Annotated in this window: 6 protein-coding genes; 5 read left to right on the plus strand and 1 reads right to left on the minus strand. The window is 74.1% G+C overall.

The features are described 5' to 3' along the window. Positions 1-207 precede the first annotated feature (207 nt). The 5 genes from ACZ52C_RS10710 to ACZ52C_RS10730 all read left to right on the plus strand — a co-directional run bounded on the left by ACZ52C_RS10710 (position 208) and on the right by ACZ52C_RS10730 (position 17,941). Positions 208-948, plus strand: a complete 741-nt coding sequence (locus tag ACZ52C_RS10710; protein WP_469074371.1) for a hypothetical protein — start codon at positions 208-210, stop codon at positions 946-948. A gap of 134 nt (positions 949-1,082) precedes the next feature. Then, positions 1,083-1,655 carry an AMIN-like domain-containing (lipo)protein gene (locus ACZ52C_RS10715; RefSeq protein ID WP_469074372.1) on the plus strand — a complete coding sequence of 191 codons (573 nt, stop codon included), beginning with the start codon at positions 1,083-1,085 and terminating at the stop codon, positions 1,653-1,655. 144 nt (positions 1,656-1,799) lie between these two features. Continuing rightward, positions 1,800-14,690: an amino acid adenylation domain-containing protein gene (locus ACZ52C_RS10720; RefSeq protein ID WP_469074373.1), complete on the plus strand. Its 12,891-nt coding sequence runs from the start codon at positions 1,800-1,802 to the stop codon at positions 14,688-14,690. Positions 14,691-15,050: 360 nt separating this feature from the next. Beyond that, positions 15,051-16,337 carry a sensor histidine kinase gene (locus tag ACZ52C_RS10725; RefSeq protein WP_469074374.1) on the plus strand — a complete coding sequence of 429 codons (1,287 nt, stop codon included), beginning with the start codon at positions 15,051-15,053 and terminating at the stop codon, positions 16,335-16,337. 110 nt (positions 16,338-16,447) lie between these two features. Next, positions 16,448-17,941 carry an MFS transporter gene (locus ACZ52C_RS10730; RefSeq protein WP_469074375.1) on the plus strand — a complete coding sequence of 498 codons (1,494 nt, stop codon included), beginning with the start codon at positions 16,448-16,450 and terminating at the stop codon, positions 17,939-17,941. Between the two features lie 114 nt (positions 17,942-18,055). Here ACZ52C_RS10730 and ACZ52C_RS10735 read toward each other — a convergent pair whose 3' ends face one another. Next, on the minus strand, positions 18,056-19,858 hold the full coding sequence (locus tag ACZ52C_RS10735) for a lysyl oxidase family protein (RefSeq protein ID WP_469074376.1): 1,803 nt from the start codon (positions 19,856-19,858) through the stop codon (positions 18,056-18,058). Positions 19,859-20,080: the final 222 nt, after the last annotated feature.

The following is a 20,080-nucleotide window of genomic DNA, read 5'->3' on the forward strand; positions in this document are numbered from 1 at the left end:
CAGGAATTCCACAGTCACTCCCCGACGCCGTTCCCGGGACGCGCGTGACCCTCAACAGCCGTGTCCGGCAATGTCCTTGACGGACCATCAGCGCGCCGCCGACAGGACGGGACCGCACCGGCCGCCGTGACCAAGATCTGATGAACGTCGTTGGGCCGCTGCAACCCCAGGATGTCCGGCCCGACCCCAGCAGGCGCCATGTTCGAGATGTTCCAGGCAGTCAAGACGTTGATCACGACGTTCGTCGAGCAGTACGCGAGGAACCAGCAGCTCAAACGGGATCTGCTGGCACAGCGTGGTGAGCAGGAGCGGCGCTGGCGGGAGGAGGACCGGGTGGTCCTGCGGGCCGCCCTCGCGGCGAACCGGGTGGCCCTCGAACAGCACAACGACACCCTCCGCCGGGCGGCCGGCGTCTCCTACCTCACCCTGCGCTGCCACGAGGACACCTGGACCTTCCTGGCCCGCACGGCGTTCGGTGTCTGGGAGCCCGCCTGGACGCAGAGCACCCGCGACCCGTACGACCGCGTCGGCCCGACCGCGACCAAGGCGGCCCACTTCACCGCGGACCCCAACCTGCCGCCGGGACGCATCACCAAGGCGGACGGCGGCATGCAGGACGTCCAGCTCTCCGGGCACAACCTGGTCCACCTCCTCGACGCCCTCCACGAGGCCACCACCTCGGAACTCACCGCCACCGGAGCGCGCGCCCGGACCCTCTACGACCGGCTGGCCTCCTTCACCGCCAAGCTCGACGCGGCGGCCCCCACCGGTCGTACCACCGGCATCCTCTGGCGGATCGACGACAGCCTGCACAGCCAGTACGTGAGCCGCCCGCCGGGACCCGGCCGCGCCACCCCCGCCCCCCTCCTCCACAAGGTCCCCTCCCCGCCCCCGACCCCCCGCCGCCGCCACCCGGAACGCAACGGTTCGCCGGTGGGGAAGAAGTAGCGCGCCGTTCCCTTTTCCCGCTGTTCCGATACCGGGACACGTCCGTGGGGATCGGAGTACAACCTTCCGCCATACCCGGTCGTCTCATCCGATATCAGCGCTACCGCAGCGTTGTGGGAACAAGGGGGGACGACATGCGACGAATCGGAGCAGCGGTTCTGGCGCTCGCGCTCGCGGGGACCGCGATCGGGACGGCGGCGGCCACCGCGAGTGCCGCGCCCGGCGGGGCCGCGCGTACCGCGGCGGCCTGCCCGACGGGCTGGGGCAGCGGCGTCAAGGGCAGCCCCGACAGCGGCGCCGCGCCCCTGTCGGACATCAGGACGGGACGGCACGACTGCTTCGACCGCATCGTGTTCGACGTGCCCGCCGGCGGCGCCCACGTCGGCTACTACGTCCAGTACGTCGACCGGCTGCACCAGGTCGGCTCCGGCGACCCCATACCCGTGAAGGGCGGGGCCATCCTGGAGATACGGGTCGCCGCGCCGAGCTACGACCCCGAGACGGGCGGGGTCGTCTACCCGGGCGACGTGGCCGAACCGCTGCCCGGTGTGAACCTGACCGGCTACCGCACCTTCCGTGACACCCGCTTCGCCGGCAGCTTCGAGGGCGAGACCCAGATCGGCGTCGGCGTCCGCGGCCGACTGCCCTTCCGGGTGCTCCAGCTCTCCGACCGGCTGGTGGTGGACGTGGCCCACAGCTGGACGTAAGTGTCGGCGGGGGCGCGCCCCCTCCCGTACGGCCTCCCGCACCTCCGGGTGCGGGAGGCCGGCGAGACGGTCCGGCAGCGCCACCGGCTCCCCACCACTTCCTCCGCCTGCCACCGAACGAAAACGGCTTGTAGGGTCCGCACGGTGGAGAGATCGAATGAAGGTGTGTACGGCGGGGCGGACTCGACTCTGCTGGACGTGTTGCTCGACGCCGCGCGGGAGACTCCCGACCAGACCGTCGTGCACGTCCGAGGAGACGGCGGCGAACACACGGTCACCTTCGCCGAACTCCGCGACGAGGCACTGCGCGTGGCAGGCGGTCTGCTCGCGGCGGGCGTGACGCCGGGCACCCCGCTGCCCCTGGTCGCCGACCGGGGCGACACCTTCCAGCCCCTGTTCTGGGGCGCGTTGGCGGCGGGCGCCGTACCCGTCCCGCTCGCCCCGGAGCCCCGCCGGGTCGGCCCGGTCTGGGAACTCCTCGGCAGACCGCCCGTGTTGGCGGACGCCGAGTCGACGCCCACGGTCCTGACCGCCCTGACCGCCGTGACCGCCGTGACCGCCGTGACCGACGACGGGGCGGTCGGGGATGAGCGGGCCGCGGACCAACCGGCCCGCTCTCTACGCGTGTTGCGGCTGGACGACCTGCGGCAGGGCCGTCCGCCCCGGCGTCTCGCCCGCCCCGCCCCCCACGACATCGCCTTCCTCCAGTTCTCCTCCGGCAGCACGGGCGCCCCGAAGGGCGTGGAGCTGACGCACGCCGGGGTCCTCGCCAACCTCCGTCAGATCCGTACCGCCATGGCGATCACCTCGGACGACGTGATCGCGACCTGGATGCCGTACTTCCACGACATGGGCCTCATCGGCACCCACCTGGTCCCCATGGCCGCGCGGGTGAAGCAGATACGGATCGAGCCGCTGTCCTTCGCGAAGCGGCCCGCCCTGTGGTTCGAGGCCGTGGACCGCCACCGCGCGACGCTCCTCTCGGCCGCGAACTTCGCCCTCGCCCTCGCCGTACGCCGCGTCCCGGCCACCGCGCTCGCCGGGCTCGACCTCGGCTGCGTACGCCTGATGCTCGTCGGCGCGGAGCCCATCGCGCCGCGTGTCTGGCGGGAGTTCACGGCTCACACGATCCCGGCGGGCCTCGACCCGCGCGCCCCGCTGCCGGTGTACGGCCTGGCGGAGGCGACCCTCGCGGTGACCGTACCGCCGCTGGGCGAGACCGCCACGCCGCTGGTGCTGGACCGGGCCGCGCTCGGTGCGGGGCGAGTGGTGGACACACGACCCGGCTCGCACGCCGTGGAGTTGATGGACCTCGGGCGACCGGTGGCGGGATGCGAGATCCGTATCACCGATGACACCGGGGCCCCGGTGGGCGAGTCGCGGGTCGGACATGTGGAGGTGCGGGGCCCGCAGCTGGGACGCGGGTACCACCGGGCGCCCGAGGCGAGCGCGGCGGCGTTCGGGGCCGACGGCTGGCTGCGCACGGGCGACCTGGGGTTCCTGCGGGGCGGGCGGTTGTGCGTCACCGGGCGCCACAAGGACGTCGTGTTCGTCAACGGCCGTACGTTCCACGCGTCCGACCTGGAGGAGACGGTCGCCGCGACGCCGGGGCTGCCGCCGGGGGCCGTGGCCGTCGTGGGGTCCACCGATCCGGACGGCGGCGGCGAGCGGGTCGTCGCGTTCGTGCAGTGGGCCCGGCCCGGGCGCGCGGCCGCGGCGCCGGTGCTCCGTGCCGCCGCCGGCCGGCTGCGGGAGGTCCTCGGGCACGACGACGTACGGGTGCTGCCGTTGCCGCCGGGGGCGTTCACGCGGACCACCAGCGGGAAGCTGCGGCGGGGGGTGCTGCGGGAGCGGTTCGAGGCCGGGAAGTACGCGGCGGTGGAGGGGCGTTGGTCCACCACCGGCGCGTGGGAGGCGGTCGGCGCCGCGAAGGACGGGGGCAGGGCTGAGGGCAGGGGGCACCGGGGCGTTCCCCGTTCGTCGCGGGAGGTCCGGGAGGCCGTGCGGGCGGTGTGGGCGCGGGTGTTGGACGTGCCCGTGTCCGAGGTGGGGCTGCGGGAGCGGTTCTTCGACCTCGGCGGTTCCTCGCTCAAGGCGATGGCCGTGCTCGCCGGGCTGGAGGACGTGTTCGCGGTGACGGTGGAGCCGGGCGCGCTGCGGGACCACGACACGGTGGTGGCGCTGGCCGGGCATGTGTGGGGGTTGCTGGCGGAGGACGAGGGCCGGGGTGGGGGCCACGGCCAGGGTGAAGGTGGGGGGTCGGGCGAGAGCGACGGCGACGGCCATGACGGGGTGGCCGGTCGCGGGACTCCCCGCACGGCCGGCGGCGCGGTGGCCAGCCCGGGGGGCGACGGCGTCGACGACCGCGCCCTCGCCGTGCTCTCCGTCGCCTGCCGGTTTCCCGGCGGCGAGACGCCCGAGGACTTCTGGGAGCTGCTCGTGTCCGGCGGGGACGCCGTCGGCCGTCTGGCCGATCCCGGGGCCTTCGACGCCCGCTTCTTCGGGATGGACGACGCGGAGGCGCGGGCGACCGATCCACAGGCGCGGATATTCCTGGAACTGGCGCACGAGGCGCTGGAACGCGCCGGGTACGCCGGACCCCGGCGGGCCGCCCGCAGGGTCGGGGTGTTCGCGGCGGCCGGCGACAGCGGGTACCGGGAGGTTCTCGCCGAGGCCGCCGACGGGGACCTCGCCCGCCACCCGGCCGCCCTCACCGGCAACCTGCCGAACCTGATCGCCGCCCGTGTCTCCCAGCTGCTGGACCTCGACGGCCCCGCCCTGGCCGTCGACACGGCCTGCTCCTCCGCCCTCGTCGCCCTGCACCTGGCCCGGCGCAGCCTGCTGTCCGGCGAGTGCGACCTCGCCGTGGTCGGCGGCGTCAACCTGGGCCTGACGCCGACCGGCCGGCGTCTCCTCGCGGCGACGGGCGCGTTGTCGCCGACCGGCCGCTGCCGTGCGTTCGGCGTCGACGCGGACGGCTTCGTGCCGGGGGAGGGCGGTGGCGCGCTGGTCCTCGCCCGCCTCGACGACGCCCGCACCGCCGGCGACCCGGTCCTCGCTCTCGTACGCGGGACGGCGGTGAACAACGACGGCCGCTCGCTCGGCCTCCTCGCGCCGACCCCACGCGGGCAGCGCGAGGTGATCGACCGGGCGTACGCGGAGTGCGGTGTCGATCCGGCCGACGTGTCCTACGTGGAGGCGCACGGCACGGGTACGCCGATCGGTGACCCGGTCGAGGCGCGGTCGCTCGGGCAGGCGTTTCCGCCCCGCGCGGACGGGGTCGCGCGGGGGCTCGGCTCGGTGAAGACGAACGTCGGGCACCTGCTCAACGCGGCCGGGATGCCCGCGCTGGTGAAGGTCGCCCTCGCCCTCGCGCACCGCACGCTCCCGCCGTCGCCGCACGCGGTCACGCCCGCGCCGTTCCTCGCCGACACCGCGCCGGGCTTCCGTCTCGTCACCGACCAGGAGGAGTGGACCAGCCCGGACGGCCGCCCCCTGACCGCCGGCGTCAACAGCTTCGGCTTCGGCGGCACCAACGCCCACGCGATCCTGGAGGAGGCGCCACGGGACGAGACGGCGGCGCCCGTCGCCGACGGGCCGCACCTGCTGACCCTCTCCGCCCGGACCGAGGACGCGCTGCGCGTGGCCGCCTCCGAGCTGGCCGCGCATCTGCGGGCCCACCCCGAACTGGACGAGGGCGACGTGTGCGCCACCGTCAACACCGCCCGCGACGAGGGGCCGCACCGGCTGGCCGTGGTGGCGGAGGGGGACCTCGCGGAGCGACTCGAGGCGGCAGGGCAGGCGTGGGGCCACGACCGCGAGGGCAGCGCGGGTGGCGAGGGCGGCGCGGGCAGCGCGGGCAGCGCGGGTGGCGAGGGCAGCGCGGGCAGCGCGGGTGGCGAGGGCAGCGCGGGCAGCGCGGGCAGCGCGGGCAGCGCGGGCAGCGCGGGCAGCGAGGGCAGCGAGGGCAGCGAGGGCAGCGCGGGTGGCGAGGGCAGCGCGGGCAGCGAGGGCAGCGCGGGTGGCGAGGGCAGCGCGGGCAGCGCGGGTGGCGAGGGCAGCGCGGGTGGCGAGGGCGGCGCGGGGCGTCCGGGCCGTCCGGGTCGGCCGGGCCGGGCCGCCGCCGGGCTCGTCCGGGGGCGGGCGCAGACCGTGTTCGTCATGCCCGGCCAGGGAGCCCAACGGGTCGCGCTCGCCCGGGAGTTGTGGCGTTCGGCGCCCGTCTTCCGGGACCTTCTGGAGGAGGCCTCCTCCCTCACGGGTCCCGTGCTGGGGCGGAGCTTGGCCGCCTGGTGTCTGGACGAGGGCGTCGAGCCCGACTCCCTGGCCCGGACGGAGGTGGCGCAGCCCCTGCTGGTCGCGTTCGGCGTGGCGTTGGCCGGACAGTTGGCCGCGTGGGGTGTGGAGCCGGACGCGGTCGTGGGGCACAGCGTCGGCGAACTCACCGCCGCGTGCGTCGCGGGCGCCCTGCCCCTGGCCGAGGCGGTCGGCTTCGCCGCCGAACGCGGACGTCTGATGGGCGGACTCACCACGCCGGGCGCGATGGCGGCCGTACGGGGAGACGAGGAGACCGTCGCCGCCCTGGTCGCCGACTCCGACGGCACCCTCACCGTGGCCGCCGTCAACTCACCCACGCAGGTCGTGCTGTCGGGCGAGGCCGAGGCCGTCGAGCGAGCGGTCGCGGCGCTCACCGCCCGTGGCGTGGCCGCCCGGCGCCTCCGCGTCTCCCACGCCTTCCACTCCCCCTTGCTGAACCCCGTACTCGACCCCCTCCACAGCGCGGCGAAGGCCCTGACCGTGCACCCGGCCACCGTGCCGATGCTGAGCACGGTCACCGGCCACTGGGCCCCCGACCTGACCCCCGGCTCCGGCTACTGGCGCGACCACGCCGTCCGCCCCGTCCGCTTCGGCCCGGCCGTCGCCCGGCTGCTGGACGAGGGCTACGACACGTTCGTCGAACTGGGCCCCGGCGCCACCCTCGCCGCTCCGATCCACGCGGTCGCCGCCGCCCACCCCGCCGTGGCCTCCGCCGAGCTGACCGTCCTGTCCGCGTCGGGGGCCGGCGAAGGTACGGCCCAGGGAGCGGGCGCCCTGCTCGAAACCGTCGGACGGCTCTGGACCCGTGGCGCCCCGCTGTCCCCGGCATCCCCGGCCCGCACCACGACACGGCGCCGGGTCCCCGTCCCCACGTACCCCTTCCAGCGCGACCACCACTGGCCGCACCGCCTCGACACCACGCCGGCACCGGCACCAGCACCGGGATCCGCAGCCACACCCGCGCCGGAACCCGCACTCGCACCCTCTGAGCCGCCCACCCCCCAGCCCCTCCTCTGGCGCGACGCCCCGCTCACCGCCGCTCCCGGCCCCCGTGCCGTACGCCTCACCGGCGCCGACACCCCGCTGCGCCGCTCCCTCGCCGAGCGGCTCACGGAGCGCGGGGTGACCATGGAGAACCCGGCGCGGACGATCGCCCCGGAGACCGTGCTGTGGTTCGCCGGCGGCACCGACGGCACCGACGGCAGTACGAGCCCGGAGTCGCCGGGGTCGGAGACCCGCACGGCCGTCTCCGCCCTGCGCGAGGTGCTGGCCGCGCTCGACACACCCCTGACCCGGCCCACCCGCCTGCTGCTCGTCACGGAGGACGCGTACAGCACGGGCTCAGGCGCCCCCTCCCCCCACGCCCGCCCCGAACAAGCCCTCCTGCACGGCTTCGCCCTGGCCCTGGCCCAGGAACATCCGGGCCTCATCTCCCTGAGCGTCGACGTGTCGGCCGGAGACGGACGGGACGCCCAACTCGACGCACTGCACAGCGAGTTGTGGGCAGACATAACCGCCGACGCGAACACGACCGGCACCGTCGCCTGGAGGACCGGCCGCCGTCTCACCCGTACGACGGCGACGACCACCGGCACCCCCGCCCCTCCTCCCGCCCCCACCCCTCTCCCCCCGAACGGCACCTACCTGATCACCGGTGGCGCGGGCGGCCTCGGCTCCGCGCTCGCCCGTGACCTCGCCGAACGCGGCACGCCCACCCTCGTCCTCACGGGCCGCACCCCCACCCCGCCCCGCGCCCTGCTCACCGAACTCCGCGCGCTGGGCGCCCTCGCCCGCTACCAGGCGACCGACGTCACCGACGCGGACGCCGTCGACGAACTCGTGGCCGGACTGCCGCCCCTGGACGCCGTGTTCCACGCGGCGGGCACGGCCCGCCCCGGCAGCCTGCGGGGCAAGCCGGACGACGAGATCGAGGCCGTACTCGGCGCGAAGGTGCGCGGAACGCGGCTGCTCGCCGAGGCGCTGCGACGGCACGGCCAGGAGGACGCGGTCCGCGTCGCGTTCTCGTCCGTCTCCGCCGTACTGCCCGGCCTGGCCGGCGCCCTCGGTGACTACGCCGCCGCCAACGCCTTCCTGGACGCCTTCGCCAGCGCCGAACGCGCCGCCGGCCGCCCCTGGCAGAGCATCGCCTTCGGCCCCGTCACCGACACGGGCCTGGCCGGCGGAACCGCCCCGCCCCCGCTCACGGCCATGACCGCCCGGGATGCCCTGACGGGCCTGCACAGGGCACTCACCCTGGACGCCCCTCACGTCCTGATCACAGCCGAGCCGACAACACCCCCGGCAGGGACCCCAGAAGCAACGAGGGCCACGGACCCCACGAAGGCCACAGTCCCCACGACGGCCACAGGCCTCATGGAGGCCGCAGGCCCCATAGGGGCGCGGGGAACCGCGCGACCAGCCACCACGATCCCGCAGCCGCGAACACCCGGCTCCCCCCACATCACCACCGTGATACGCCGCCTTCTCGGAGACGCCCTGCACCGCCCCCCGCAGGAGATCGGCGACGACGAACCGTTCCTCACCCTCGGCCTGGACTCCCTCAGCGCCGTCGACCTCGCCCGCCGCCTGGAACGCGAACTCGACCGCCCCCTCCCCGCCACCCTCCTCTTCGAACACCGCACGATCGCCGAACTGGCCACCCACCTGGCCACACCCGCACAGCCGACCCCACACCCGGCCCCACAGCCGCCCCCCACACCCGCCACCGAGTCCCCCCTCACCCCCCTGACGCCCCTCACCCCCCTCCAACTCGCCTTCCACACCACCGAAACCCTCCACGAGGGCCTCACCGCCTACGGCTACGTACGGCAGAGCATCAGCGGCCCCCTCGACACGGCCCTCCTCGGCCGGGCCTTCGCCCATCTCTCCGCCCGCCACCCCATGCTGCGTATGCGGATCACGGACGACGGAACCGCCCGCCCGAGCCAGTACGCCGCCCCTGCGGGCCCTCTCGACACGGCACCGAGCTGGTACGAGATCCAGGACCACCTCCCCCCGCACAACCTGCACCAGCTCGAACACGACCTCTGCAACCGCCCGTTCGACCTGAGAACGGAGGACCCGGTACGAGCCGTCGTCGTCCACGTCCACGACCACGAAACAACCCACCTCACCCACCTGCTCCTCGTCGTCCACCACGCCGCAGCGGACGGTTACAGCCTCAAGCTCATGGCCGAGGAACTCTGGTCGCTCTACACGGCGTTGACCTACGGCCACGACGAAGCGGCCGCTCAACCACCCCCACCCACAACCGAGTTCACCGACTACGCCGCCACCCTCACCGCCGAACGCCAGTCCCCGGCGTACGCGCGGGACCTCGACCACTGGCGCACCCACCTGGCCGCACACCCGCCGTCCCTCCCCTCCCTCCCGTACGACGGCGACCCCGAGGCACCCCCCGCCCCACCCCTCACCCACCACCGCACGGAGATCGACGAACAACTGACTGCCGCGCTCCGCGAGACGGCCGCACGGCACGAGGTCTCGCTGTTCCACCTGATGCTGGCGGTGTACGGCCGTTGTCTGGCCCGGTGGAGCGGGCGGCGAGCCGTCGCGGTCAATGTGGCCCGGGCACGACGGGAGGTGCCGCTCGTCGGCATCGACCGTCTGGTGGGGCCGCTGGCCGACACCCTGCCGGTGTTCGTGGACGTCGACCCCACCGAACCGGTCACCGCGCTCGCCGACCGGCTGAGCCGGACATGGCGGGAGGCCGAGGCCCACGCGACCCTGAGCAGCACGGACTTCGCCCGACTGCTGTCCGAGGTGCGCCCCACCACGGGCCCCGCACCGCGCACGGTCGCCGAGGCGGGCTTCAGCTTCGCCCGCTTCCCGGTGGTCCACGGCCCGGACTGGCCCGTCACCGTCACACCCACGGCCGCGGCCACCGCCTCCGCCGCGACCCGTCTCGGCCTCCTCTGCTGGGAGGCCGACGCCGCCCTGCGCCTGTCGTGGAACCACCCGGCCCGCCTGTTCCGCCCGGAGACCGTACGACGCCTCGCCGAGGAGTACGTCACGGAACTGCGGGCGGCCGCCACCGCGACACCCCCCGCCGCGGCCGCCCCGGCCTCCACCACGCCGGCCGACACAGAGCGCGGCGGCCGCGGCGGGATCGTGGACCGTCTCCGCGCCCAGTTCCACGCCACCCCCGGTTCCCTCGCCGTCACCGCCGACGACGGGACCACCCTCACCTACGCGGCCCTCGACGCCGCCTCCGCCGCCCTCGCCACCCGGCTGCGCGCGCACGGCGTACGCCCCGGCGACCTGGTCGGGCTCCTCACCGAACCGGGCGGGACGGCCACGGTCACCGGAGTCGTCGGCATCCTGCGGGCCGGCGCCGGCTGGGTGCCGCTGGACCCCACCCACCCCACCGCCCGACACCGGGATCAGCTGTCCCGTACGGGAGTTCGCGTACTGGTCTGCGCCCCGACGACCCGTGCCACGGCCACCGCCCTGGACGACATCACCCTCGTCCCGGTCCCCGACCCCGACCCCGACCCCGACTCCCCTCGGGCCCCCGAACCCGCCACAGCCGCCGAACCGGCCCCGGCCCCCGAACCCGCCCCTGATCCCGATCCCGATCCCGATCCCGACGCCATCGCCTACGTCATCTTCACGTCCGGCTCGACGGGCCGCCCCAAAGCCGTCCCCATCACCCACCGGTCGATGGCGAACTACCTCGACTGGTCACTGACCACGTTCGGCTACGGCCCCGGCGACCGGCTCGCGCAGACCGCATCGGCCTGTTTCGACGCCTCCGTACGGCAGTTGCTGGCGCCCCTGCTGGTCGGCGCCACCGTGCACACCCTCTCCCGCGACCTGCTGCGCGACCCCGAGGCACTGCTCGACCGGGTCGTGGCGGACCGGATCACGGTCTGGAGCTCCGTCCCCACCCTGTGGGAACGCCTGCTCACGGCCGCCGAGGAACACGCCCGCCGCAACGGCGGCACCGCCCCCGACCTCTCCGCCCTGCGCTGGATCCACGTGGGCGGCGAGGCCCTGCCCGCCGCCCATGTCCGCCGCTGGTTCGACCTCACGGGCACCGGCGGCCGGATCGCCAACCTCTACGGCCCCACCGAGGCCACCATCAACGCCACCTGCCACATCATCGACACCCGCCCGGCGGACGACGTCCGCCACCTCCCCATCGGCCGCCCGCTCACCGGTACGGAACTGACCGTCGTCGGCGAGGACGGCCACGAGTGCGCCACCGGCGAACCCGGCGAACTCCTCATCGCCGGGACCGGCCTCACCCCCGGCTACCTGGGCGACCCCCACCTCACCGCCGCCGCCTTCACCGAACGGGACGGCCGCCGCTGGTACCGCAGCGGCGACCGCGTCCGCCGTACGGCCGACGGGGTACTGGAGTTCCTGGGCCGGCTCGACGACCAGGTCAAGGTGCGCGGTCACCGCGTCGAACTCGGCGAGATCGAGGCGGCCCTGCTCACCCACCCGGGCGTGTCCCGCGCGGCCGTACTGCTGCGCGACGGCCGCCTGGAGGCGTACGTGGAGCCCAGAACCAGCACCCCGCACACCCCCAACACCGGCGCCCCGCACACCCCCGACACCAGCGCCCCGCACGCCGCCGTGGACCCCCGCGCCCTCGACCCCAGAGAGGTGCGCGGCTTCCTCTCCCGCACCCTCCCCCCGTACATGCTCCCGGCCCGCGTCCACTCCCTCCCGGCCCTCCCGCTGACCGGCACGGGCAAGATCGACCGCAACCGTCTCGCTCCCCGTGGCGCGACCGCGCTCCCCGACCCCCGGCGCACACCGCCCACGACCCCCACCGAACAGTTGCTGGCGCGCACCTGGTCGGCGCTGCTGGACCTGCCGGCGTCCGAGATCAGCCGCGAGGACGACTTCTTCACCCTCGGCGGCGACTCCATCACCGTGCTGGAACTGTTCGCGCGCCTGCGCCCCGAACGCCCCGCCCTGCCACGCCCGACCGCCCTCTACACCCACCGCACCCTGACCGCCCTGGCCACAGCCATCGACACCACCGCGACCGACGCTGAGGCTCCGGCCGAGGCACACCACACCGATCCCCACACCGCCCTCGCCCCCACTCCCTACCCCCTCACCCCCTCCCAACAGGGCTTCCTCCTCGCCGACACCCTCGCCTCCGGCGTCGGCCCCAACCCCGCCTGGCTGGCCCGCTTCCGTATCCACGGCAGCCTGGACCCGGACCTGTTCCAACGGGCCGTCGACGTCCTCATGGCCCGGCACCCCATGCTCCGCACGGTCTTCCCGTCCGGCGCGCGCCCAGCCGTGCAGCAGGAACTCCCCGTCTCGCTACGGCTTCCCGTCCTGACGGAGACCCTCGCCCACCCCGACCTGTTGGAGGAACGGACGGCCGAGGAGGCGAACCGCCGCTTCGAGCCCTGGGCCTGGCCCCTGGTGCGCCTGCGCCTCTTCACGCTCGCCCCGGACGAACACGTCCTCCTCGTCCACGCCCACCACCTCATCGGCGACGGCTACAGCGCGGCCCTCCTCACCCGCGAACTCCTCACCGTGTACGGCCGTTTCGAGCGCGGCCTCCCCCACGGCCTGGAACCCCTGACCGCCACCTTCCGCGACCACGTCCTGCGCCGAACCACCGCCGCCCGGACACCGGCCCCGGGCTCACGGACGGACGAGGACTACCGCGCCCGCCACCACGCCCCGTACACCCCACCCGCCCTCCACGCCCACCCCGGCGGGGACACGGCCGCCTTCCACACCACCACCCTCACCCTGGACGCCGACCGCACCGAGGCCCTGCGCCACCTCGCCCGGACGGCGGGCACCACGCTCCACGCGCCCGTCCTCACCGCGTACTACCGCGCCCTCGCCACCCTCACCGGCCACCGCGACCTGGTCCTCGGCCTGGCCGTGACCGGCAGGGACGAGACCGTCGACGACGCCCACCGCGTCTTCGGCCCGTTCGCCGAGGCGGTGGCGCTGCGCCCGGTGCCACCGTCCGACGGCGACCGCCCCGCCCCGCGCTTCGAGGAGGATCTCCGCCGTATCGCCGCCGAGACGATCGCGGCCCGCGCCGCCGGCCCCCTGAACCTCCGTACGGCCCAAGGCCTGCCCCGTACCGCGCAGTTCTTCTTCACGTTCCTCGACTTCAGCTCCCTCGGCGCACCACCCGAGACCACGCTGTCGCTCCGGGCCGACGACGGCGACACCGCACTCGCCCCGCCGCCGGTGGGCACCGACGTCTTCCTGGCCGTACGCCCCTCCCCGGACGGCGAGGGCCTGAGCATCACCGCGCGCGCGTCGTCGAAGGCCGTGACCGCCGATCAACTCGCCCATTTCGCACGGCAGTTGCAAGAAGAACTGACGGGATCCCTCCGCCGCGACCACGCCCTCGACGCGGCCCTCATCGGCTACCTCCCGGCCCCCCACCACCTGGCCGCCTTCGCCGGGCTCCCCGCCCACGCGGTCCCGAGCCGTGCCCAGCTCCGCGCGCTCCTCTTCCCGGACGGCCGCCCCCGAGTCCTGGAGAGCATCACCACCCCCCTCGGAAGATCCGGCTTCGTCTCCCTCCCCCTCTTCGCGGACGAACTGACCGGCCCACTCCCCACCGACCTCCCCCCGGCCCCGTCCACGCCGTCCGCTCCGCCCACGCCGAGCACACTGGCCGCCCTGACCGCCCGCGCCGTGGACCACGCCGCGTCCCTCGGCGCCCGCTGCGTCTCCCTGGCCGGCATGATCCCGTCCCTCACCGGCTACGGCTACGACGTCCTCCGGGAACTCTCCGCCACCCCAGCCACTCCACCCACCCCGGCCACTCCACCCACGCCGTCCGCCCGCCCCACCCTCACCACCGGCCACGCGGCCACCACGGTCGCCGTGGTGAAGACCGTCCGCGCCGCCCTCCGGGCGACCCGCCGCGACCTGGCCGAGCTGACGCTCACCGTCGTCGGCCTCGGTTCGATCGGCACGTCGTCCTTGCGCCTGCTGCTCGCCCTCAGCCCCCACCCGCCGACCAGCCTCCTGCTCTGCGACGTCCCCGGCAGCGCCCCGCGCCTGCACCGCCTGGCGGCGGAACTGTCGGCCGACCACCCCACGACGGCCGTACGGGTCGTCGAGTCCACCGACCCCCGCACCCTCCCCACCGAGGTCTACGAGTCGTCCGACCTCATCGTCACGGCGGTCAGCGGCGGCTCCACGGCCCTGCTGGACGTGGACCGGCTGCGCCCCGGCACGATCGTCGTGGACGACTCCTTCCCGCACTGTTTCGACACCGCGCGGGCCCTGGAGCGGATGAGGCGCGAGCGGGACGTACTGATCGTGGGAGGCGGCCTGCTGGCCCTCGACTCCACCGAGACCCACCTGTCGCCGGATCTCCCGGCCGCCGCCCTCACCGGCCACGCCACCGCCCGCACCCAGCACCACCTCGCCCTCCACCTCCCCGGCACCCTCGCCTCCTGCCGCCTGGAGTCCCTCCTCCACGCCCATCTCACCGACTCCGCCCCCGACGGCGGCTCGGGCACCCGTACCGAACTCCCCCTGATCCACGGCCTCGTCGACCTCCCGCGCGCCCTCGCCCACTGGCACGCCGCCGAGGCCGCCGGAGTCCGACCGGCGCCCCTCCACCTCCTCGACCACACCGTCCCCGCGGAGGCGCCGGCGGCCCTGCCGCCGCCACCGTCACGGCGTGGGAACGTTCGCCGACCGGGCGGGGCGGCCGACGCGGGCGGGGACGCCGGGTAGGTACAGGACGCTGACCGGGCGGGCCGAGGCAGACGCCGACGGCCCGGCCACGGCCATCCGGTCCCTGGCCTCGGCCCCGGCCCCTGCCCGACCCTCGGGAAAGATTGCTTGACTTAAGTAAGTCCCTATGATTGCCTAAGTCAAGTAATCAGGAGCCCTGGGACCGGGGTCGCCCGAAGCGGAGAGCGACCCCAGCGCGCCGAACCCGTGGGGACGGGGCACGGCGCGATCGGCGGCCCGGCGGCCGGAACCCTCCCCCCGTTCCACCGCCGGGCCACCGGTACGCCGCCCTCCCCCTCTCCCTCCCCCACTCCTCGACGCCGGCCCAGGCACCCAGTCGCCCCGGACAGGACCCCACCCATGGATCCCTCCAGAACCACCCTCACCCTCAGCACCACCGACCCCGCCCTCAAGTCCTCCCCCATGGCCCCCGAAACCCTCCGTCGTGCCGCCGACGCGGCCCTCACACCCACGCTCTTCGCCTGCTTCCTCTCCGGCAGCCTGATCACGCTGCCCGGCCAGGGGCTGGAGGCGCCCTGGTGGCCGGGAGTGCTGCTGGCGGGCGCGTCCTGCCTCGCCCTGCTCGGGCGGCGCACTCGCCCCCGTACGACGGTGGCGGCGACGCTCGCGTGCGCCGTCGCCGCGTGCGCGCTCGGTTATCTGCCCACCGTGCTGCTGCTGGCGCCGTCGATGGTCGCGCTGTACGCGTTGGCGGTGCGGTCGAACCGCAGGACCGCCAACTCCTTCACGCTCACCGGTGTCGCGGCCCTGGTCCTGACCGGTCTGATCGCCGGGCCGGCCGGCGAACCCCTGGTGCTGAAGCTGCTCGGACCCGCGGCCTGGCTGCTGCTGCCGACCTCGCTGGGCACGGCGACCCGGCTGCGGCGCGCGTATCTGGAGGCGGTGCGGGCGCGGGCCGAGCACGCCGAACGGACCCGGGACGAGGAAGCCAAGCGGCGGGTCGCCGAGGAGCGGATGCGGATCGCCCGGGATCTGCACGACGTGGTCGCCCATCACCTCGTCCTGGCCAACCTCCAGGCCACGACGGTGGGCCGGCTCGTACGGACCCGGCCCGAGGAGGCCGAGCGGCTCGTCTCCGAACTCTCCGGCACCACCGCCTCGGCGATGCGCGAACTCAAGGCCACCGTCGGGCTGTTGCGGGCGGAAGGGGAGGAGGACAAGGACCCCGACACCACACCGGGACTCACCCGGCTCCCCGAACTGGCCGCCTCGTTCGCGCACGCCGGCCTCACGGTGACCGTCACCGGCGAGGGCGAGCACCGGCCGCTGTCCGCCGGCGCGGATCTCACCGCGTACCGCATCGCCCAGGAGGCCCTCACCAACGTCACGAAACACGCGTCCACCCGCACCGCGGACGTCCACCTCGCCTACACCTCGACGCACCTCCGCCTCACCGTCTCCAACGACAGCGACAGCGACAGCGACAGCGACAGCGGGGCCCGCGACCCGGGCACGGCAACCCTCCGACCCTCCTCCCCCGGACCCGGCGGATACGGCCTCCTCGGCATGCGGGAGCGCGCCCGCTCCGCCGGCGGGCAGCTCCGCGTCGGGCCCCGTCCCGGCGGCGGCTTCGAGGTGGTCGCCGAACTGCCGCTCCCCGGCCCTGACCCGGGCCACGAGATTTAACTTGCGTAAGTCAAGCAATAGACATACGGTTGACTAAGTCAAGCAAAATCCCAGCTTGGCGCCACCTTCCCCGTTCCCCGCCCTGTTCTCCTCCCACGAAAGGCCCCGCCATGTCCCACGCCCATCCCCGACCCGCCGTCGCGGGGGCCGGTACCCCTTCGCGGCCGAACGCCGTGGTGGCGGTGCTGGCGCTGGCCGGGATCGTCGTCGCGCTGATGCAGACGCTGGTCATCCCGATCGTTCCGGAGCTGCCGAAACTGCTGGACGCGCCGGCGTCCGACACCGCCTGGGCGGTGACCGCCACCCTGCTCGCCGCGGCCGTGGCCACGCCGGTCGTGGGACGGCTCGGCGACATGTTCGGCAAGCGGCGGATGCTGCTGCTCAGCATCGTGCTGCTGGTGTCCGGCTCGGTGGTCTGCGGACTGGCCGACTCGCTCGTCCCGATGATCATCGGCCGGGGTCTGCAGGGGCTGGCCGCCGCCGTGATCCCGCTCGGCATCAGCATCATGCGGGACGTACTGCCCGCCGAACGGCTCGCCGGGTCCACCGCGCTGATGAGTGCCTCGCTGGGCGTCGGCGGCGCGCTCGGACTGCCCGCCGCCGCGTTCATCGCCGACAACTGGAACTGGCACCTGCTGTTCTGGACCTCCGCCGCCCTGGGCGCCCTGTCGTTCCTGCTGGTCCTGACCGTCGTACCGGAGTCGAAGGTGCGCACCGGCGGCCGTTTCGACCTGGTCGGCTCGCTCGGGCTGTCCGCCGGGCTGGTCTCGCTGCTGCTGGCCGTCTCCAAGGGCGCCGACTGGGGCTGGACGAGCGGGACGACGCTGGGGCTGTTCGCCGCGGCCGTCGTGGTCCTCGCGTCGTGGGGCCTCTACGAGCTGCGGGCGAAGCAGCCGCTGGTCGATCTGCGGACCACGGCCCGCCCCCAGGTGCTGTTCACCAACCTGGCCTCGGTGGCGCTCGGGTTCTCGATGTTCGCGATGTCGCTGGTCCTGCCGCAGCTGCTCCAGCTGCCGGAGCAGACCGGCTACGGCCTCGGCAAGTCCATGATGACCGTGGGTCTGGTGCTGGCCCCGCAGGGTCTGGTCATGATGGTGATGTCCGCCGTGTCCGCGGGGCTCACCAAGGCCAAGGGCCCGAAGGTGACGCTGATGATCGGCGCGCTGATCGTCGCCGCCGGTTACGGGCTCAACATCGTGCTGATGAGCGAGGTCTGGCACCTCGTGCTGGTCTCCTGCGTCATCGGCGGCGGTGTCGGCTTCACCTACGGCGCGATGCCGGCGCTGATCATGGGTGCCGTGCCGGAGTCCGAGACGGCCGCCGCCAACAGCCTGAACACGCTGATGCGTTCGCTCGGCACGTCGTTCGCCAGCGCCCTCGCCGGCGTCATCCTCGCCCAGATGACCACCGACTTCGGCGGCTACGCGCTGCCCTCCGAGAACGGCTTCAAGGTCGTCATGGCCATCGGCGCGGGCGCCGCCCTCCTCGCCTTCCTCCTCGCCTCCTTCATCCCGAAGCGCCGCGCGGCCGTCCCGGCACCGGACGCCCAGGGCCCCGCGTCATCGGTAGAGGCGGAGGGGCAGGTGGCCGCGGCGAAGGCGTGACGCCCCCGTCCCGCCACCGCACACCAACACCCCCCACTCACCCTCCGCATACGGCGAAACCCCCAGGCCCTGGGCCTGGGGGTTCGTTGCCGCCGGGGGCGGATCAGACCGCTGTCACTTGGCGTCGATCAGGTCGTGCGGCGGGACCTGGACCGTGCGGGCGCCCTCCGTGCCGCCGAGGATCACCTTGCGGAGCGCGATGTTGTTCTTGTGGTTGGACTCCTGGAGACGGTTCTCCGGGTTGGCGACGACCTGGATGTAGTACGTGCCGTTCGGCAGGCCCGTGATGTCGAAGGACTGGCCGGGGCGGTACTGGGTGTACGTGTCGCCGGAGCCGACGTCGAGGACCTCACGGACGTTGATGGCGTCCTCGGAACCGCACGCGGTGGACAGGTCGGTGTTCTCCGGGTGCCAGTTGGCGTTCTTCACCGTGTAGTCGATGGCGTCGGTGTTGGCCAGGCAGAACGCCTCCTTGCCGGAGCGCACCTCCTTGGTCTGGTCCTCGCTGAGCAGGCGGTAGCTGGCGAAGTCGGTGAAGTGCCAGTGCTCGTGGCCCTCGCGCGGGTCCCACTCCATGGTGCCGGCGGGCGCGTAGCCGACCTGCTTGCCCTTGGCGTCGTAGAAGTACTGGTACGAGTCCATCAGGTCCGCGCCCGGCTTGCGGAAGCCGTCGACGACGAGCGGCGCGGGGCCGGCGTTCCAGACGTTGGCGCTGAAGGCGAGGTAGTCCTTGCCGGGTGCGTCGCCGTCCTCGCCGTCGGTGATGGCGATGTCCCAGGCGGGCAGCGAGCGCAGATCCGGCTTGGGGGTGTTCGCCGGGGCGCCCGCCTTGCCGGTGGGACGCTTGGGCGCGGCCTGCAGCGCGGGCGCGATGCGGGAGCCGTCGGTGTGGCCCTTGCCGTCGCCCAGGTGGTTGGCCAGGCCCCGGTCCTGAAGGGCGTAGGACAGCTCGGGCGGCGTCGGTGCGTCGGCGCCGCGCGGGCCGTAGTGGTGGTTGTCCGGGGCCGGCTGTCCGGCCGGGGCGGACTGCGCGTCGTGACCGCCGTGACCTGCGCCGTGCCCGCCGCCGTGGTGGGCGGAGGACGACGACTTCGACGGGGCCAGGCCCACGCCGCCTTCCCCGCCGCCCTCCTCGGGGGGCGCCTCCCGCACCGTCACCTTGATGGTCGGCCGGTCGTCGGGGATGCCGAACAGGTCGCGGTACTTCTTCGCGACCCCGACCTGGGCGGTGTACTCGCCGGCCGGCAGGTCCACCCCCCTGTCGTAGTCGAACTGGGTGGTGTTGGTGGCCCAGCCCTTCTCGATACCCCACACCGAGCCCAGCGTCCACGGGTTGGTGGAGCAGCTCTGCGGATAGTGGTTGAGGTCGGGAGCGTCCGGACGGATGCGGCCCGAGGCGTTGTTCGGGCAGAAGGTGCTCTCGCTCTTCAGGACCTCCTCGCCCGCCGCGTTCTTGATCGACATCTCCAGGAAGCCCTTGAGCCCGGAGAAGTCGTCGACGACGCCCTTCGGCAGCGTCTTCGTCTTCGTGGTCTTGCCGTCGCGCAGGAACTGCTTGACGACGACGGGGTCCTTGTACGACTTCCGCGTCACCTGGAGTTCCAGGGGCGCGTTGTCGACCGACAGGTAGGTCCCGAGCTGAAGGCTGACGCCGCCCATCCACTCGGAGCGGGTGAGCGTCACGGAGTTCGACGCGGCGATCAGCTTGATCTGCGGCGTCCCGGGCTTCGCGGCGGGCGCGGCACCGGCGCCGGGGGCGGCCCCGGCCACGGCGGCGACCACGGTGAGCGACGCCAGGGCGGCGAGGCCCGGACGCTTCAGGCGCCGGCGGCGGTCCGTGCCACCGGTCGCGCCGGTCGAGCCCGCCGGAGCGGTCCCGTCGGTCGGGCTGGAGGAGCTGGTCATCTGGCTGGTCATCGGTTCCTCGTCTGCGAGTGCCCTGGTCAGGGGCATCGGACTGGACAGCCCACGGACGAACGGCCGATCCCCCGCCCGGTCCTGTGGATGCACCCCCACGCATCGGCCGACCGGGCTCGGTCGCTCATCCTGTGAGCAACCTGAGAGATTGGTAAATGCCGCGCCCGGGTTGCCTGTTGGGACGGAAATCCACGAAACGGGTGATGAGCACGGCTCAAACAC

It is taken from the genome of Streptomyces sp. NPDC034049 (genome assembly GCF_055575575.1).

Bases quoted from the DNA above. Each gene is read 5' to 3' on its own strand.
- ACZ52C_RS10710 (WP_469074371.1), top strand. From the start codon at position 208: ATGTTCCAGGCAGTCAAGACGTTGATCACGACGTTCGTCGAGCAGTAC.
- ACZ52C_RS10715 (WP_469074372.1), top strand. From the start codon at position 1,083: ATGCGACGAATCGGAGCAGCGGTTCTGGCGCTCGCGCTCGCGGGGACC.
- ACZ52C_RS10725 (WP_469074374.1), top strand. From the start codon at position 15,051: ATGGATCCCTCCAGAACCACCCTCACCCTCAGCACCACCGACCCCGCC.
- ACZ52C_RS10730 (WP_469074375.1), top strand. From the start codon at position 16,448: ATGTCCCACGCCCATCCCCGACCCGCCGTCGCGGGGGCCGGTACCCCT.
- ACZ52C_RS10735 (WP_469074376.1), bottom strand. From the start codon at position 19,858: ATGACCAGCCAGATGACCAGCTCCTCCAGCCCGACCGACGGGACCGCT.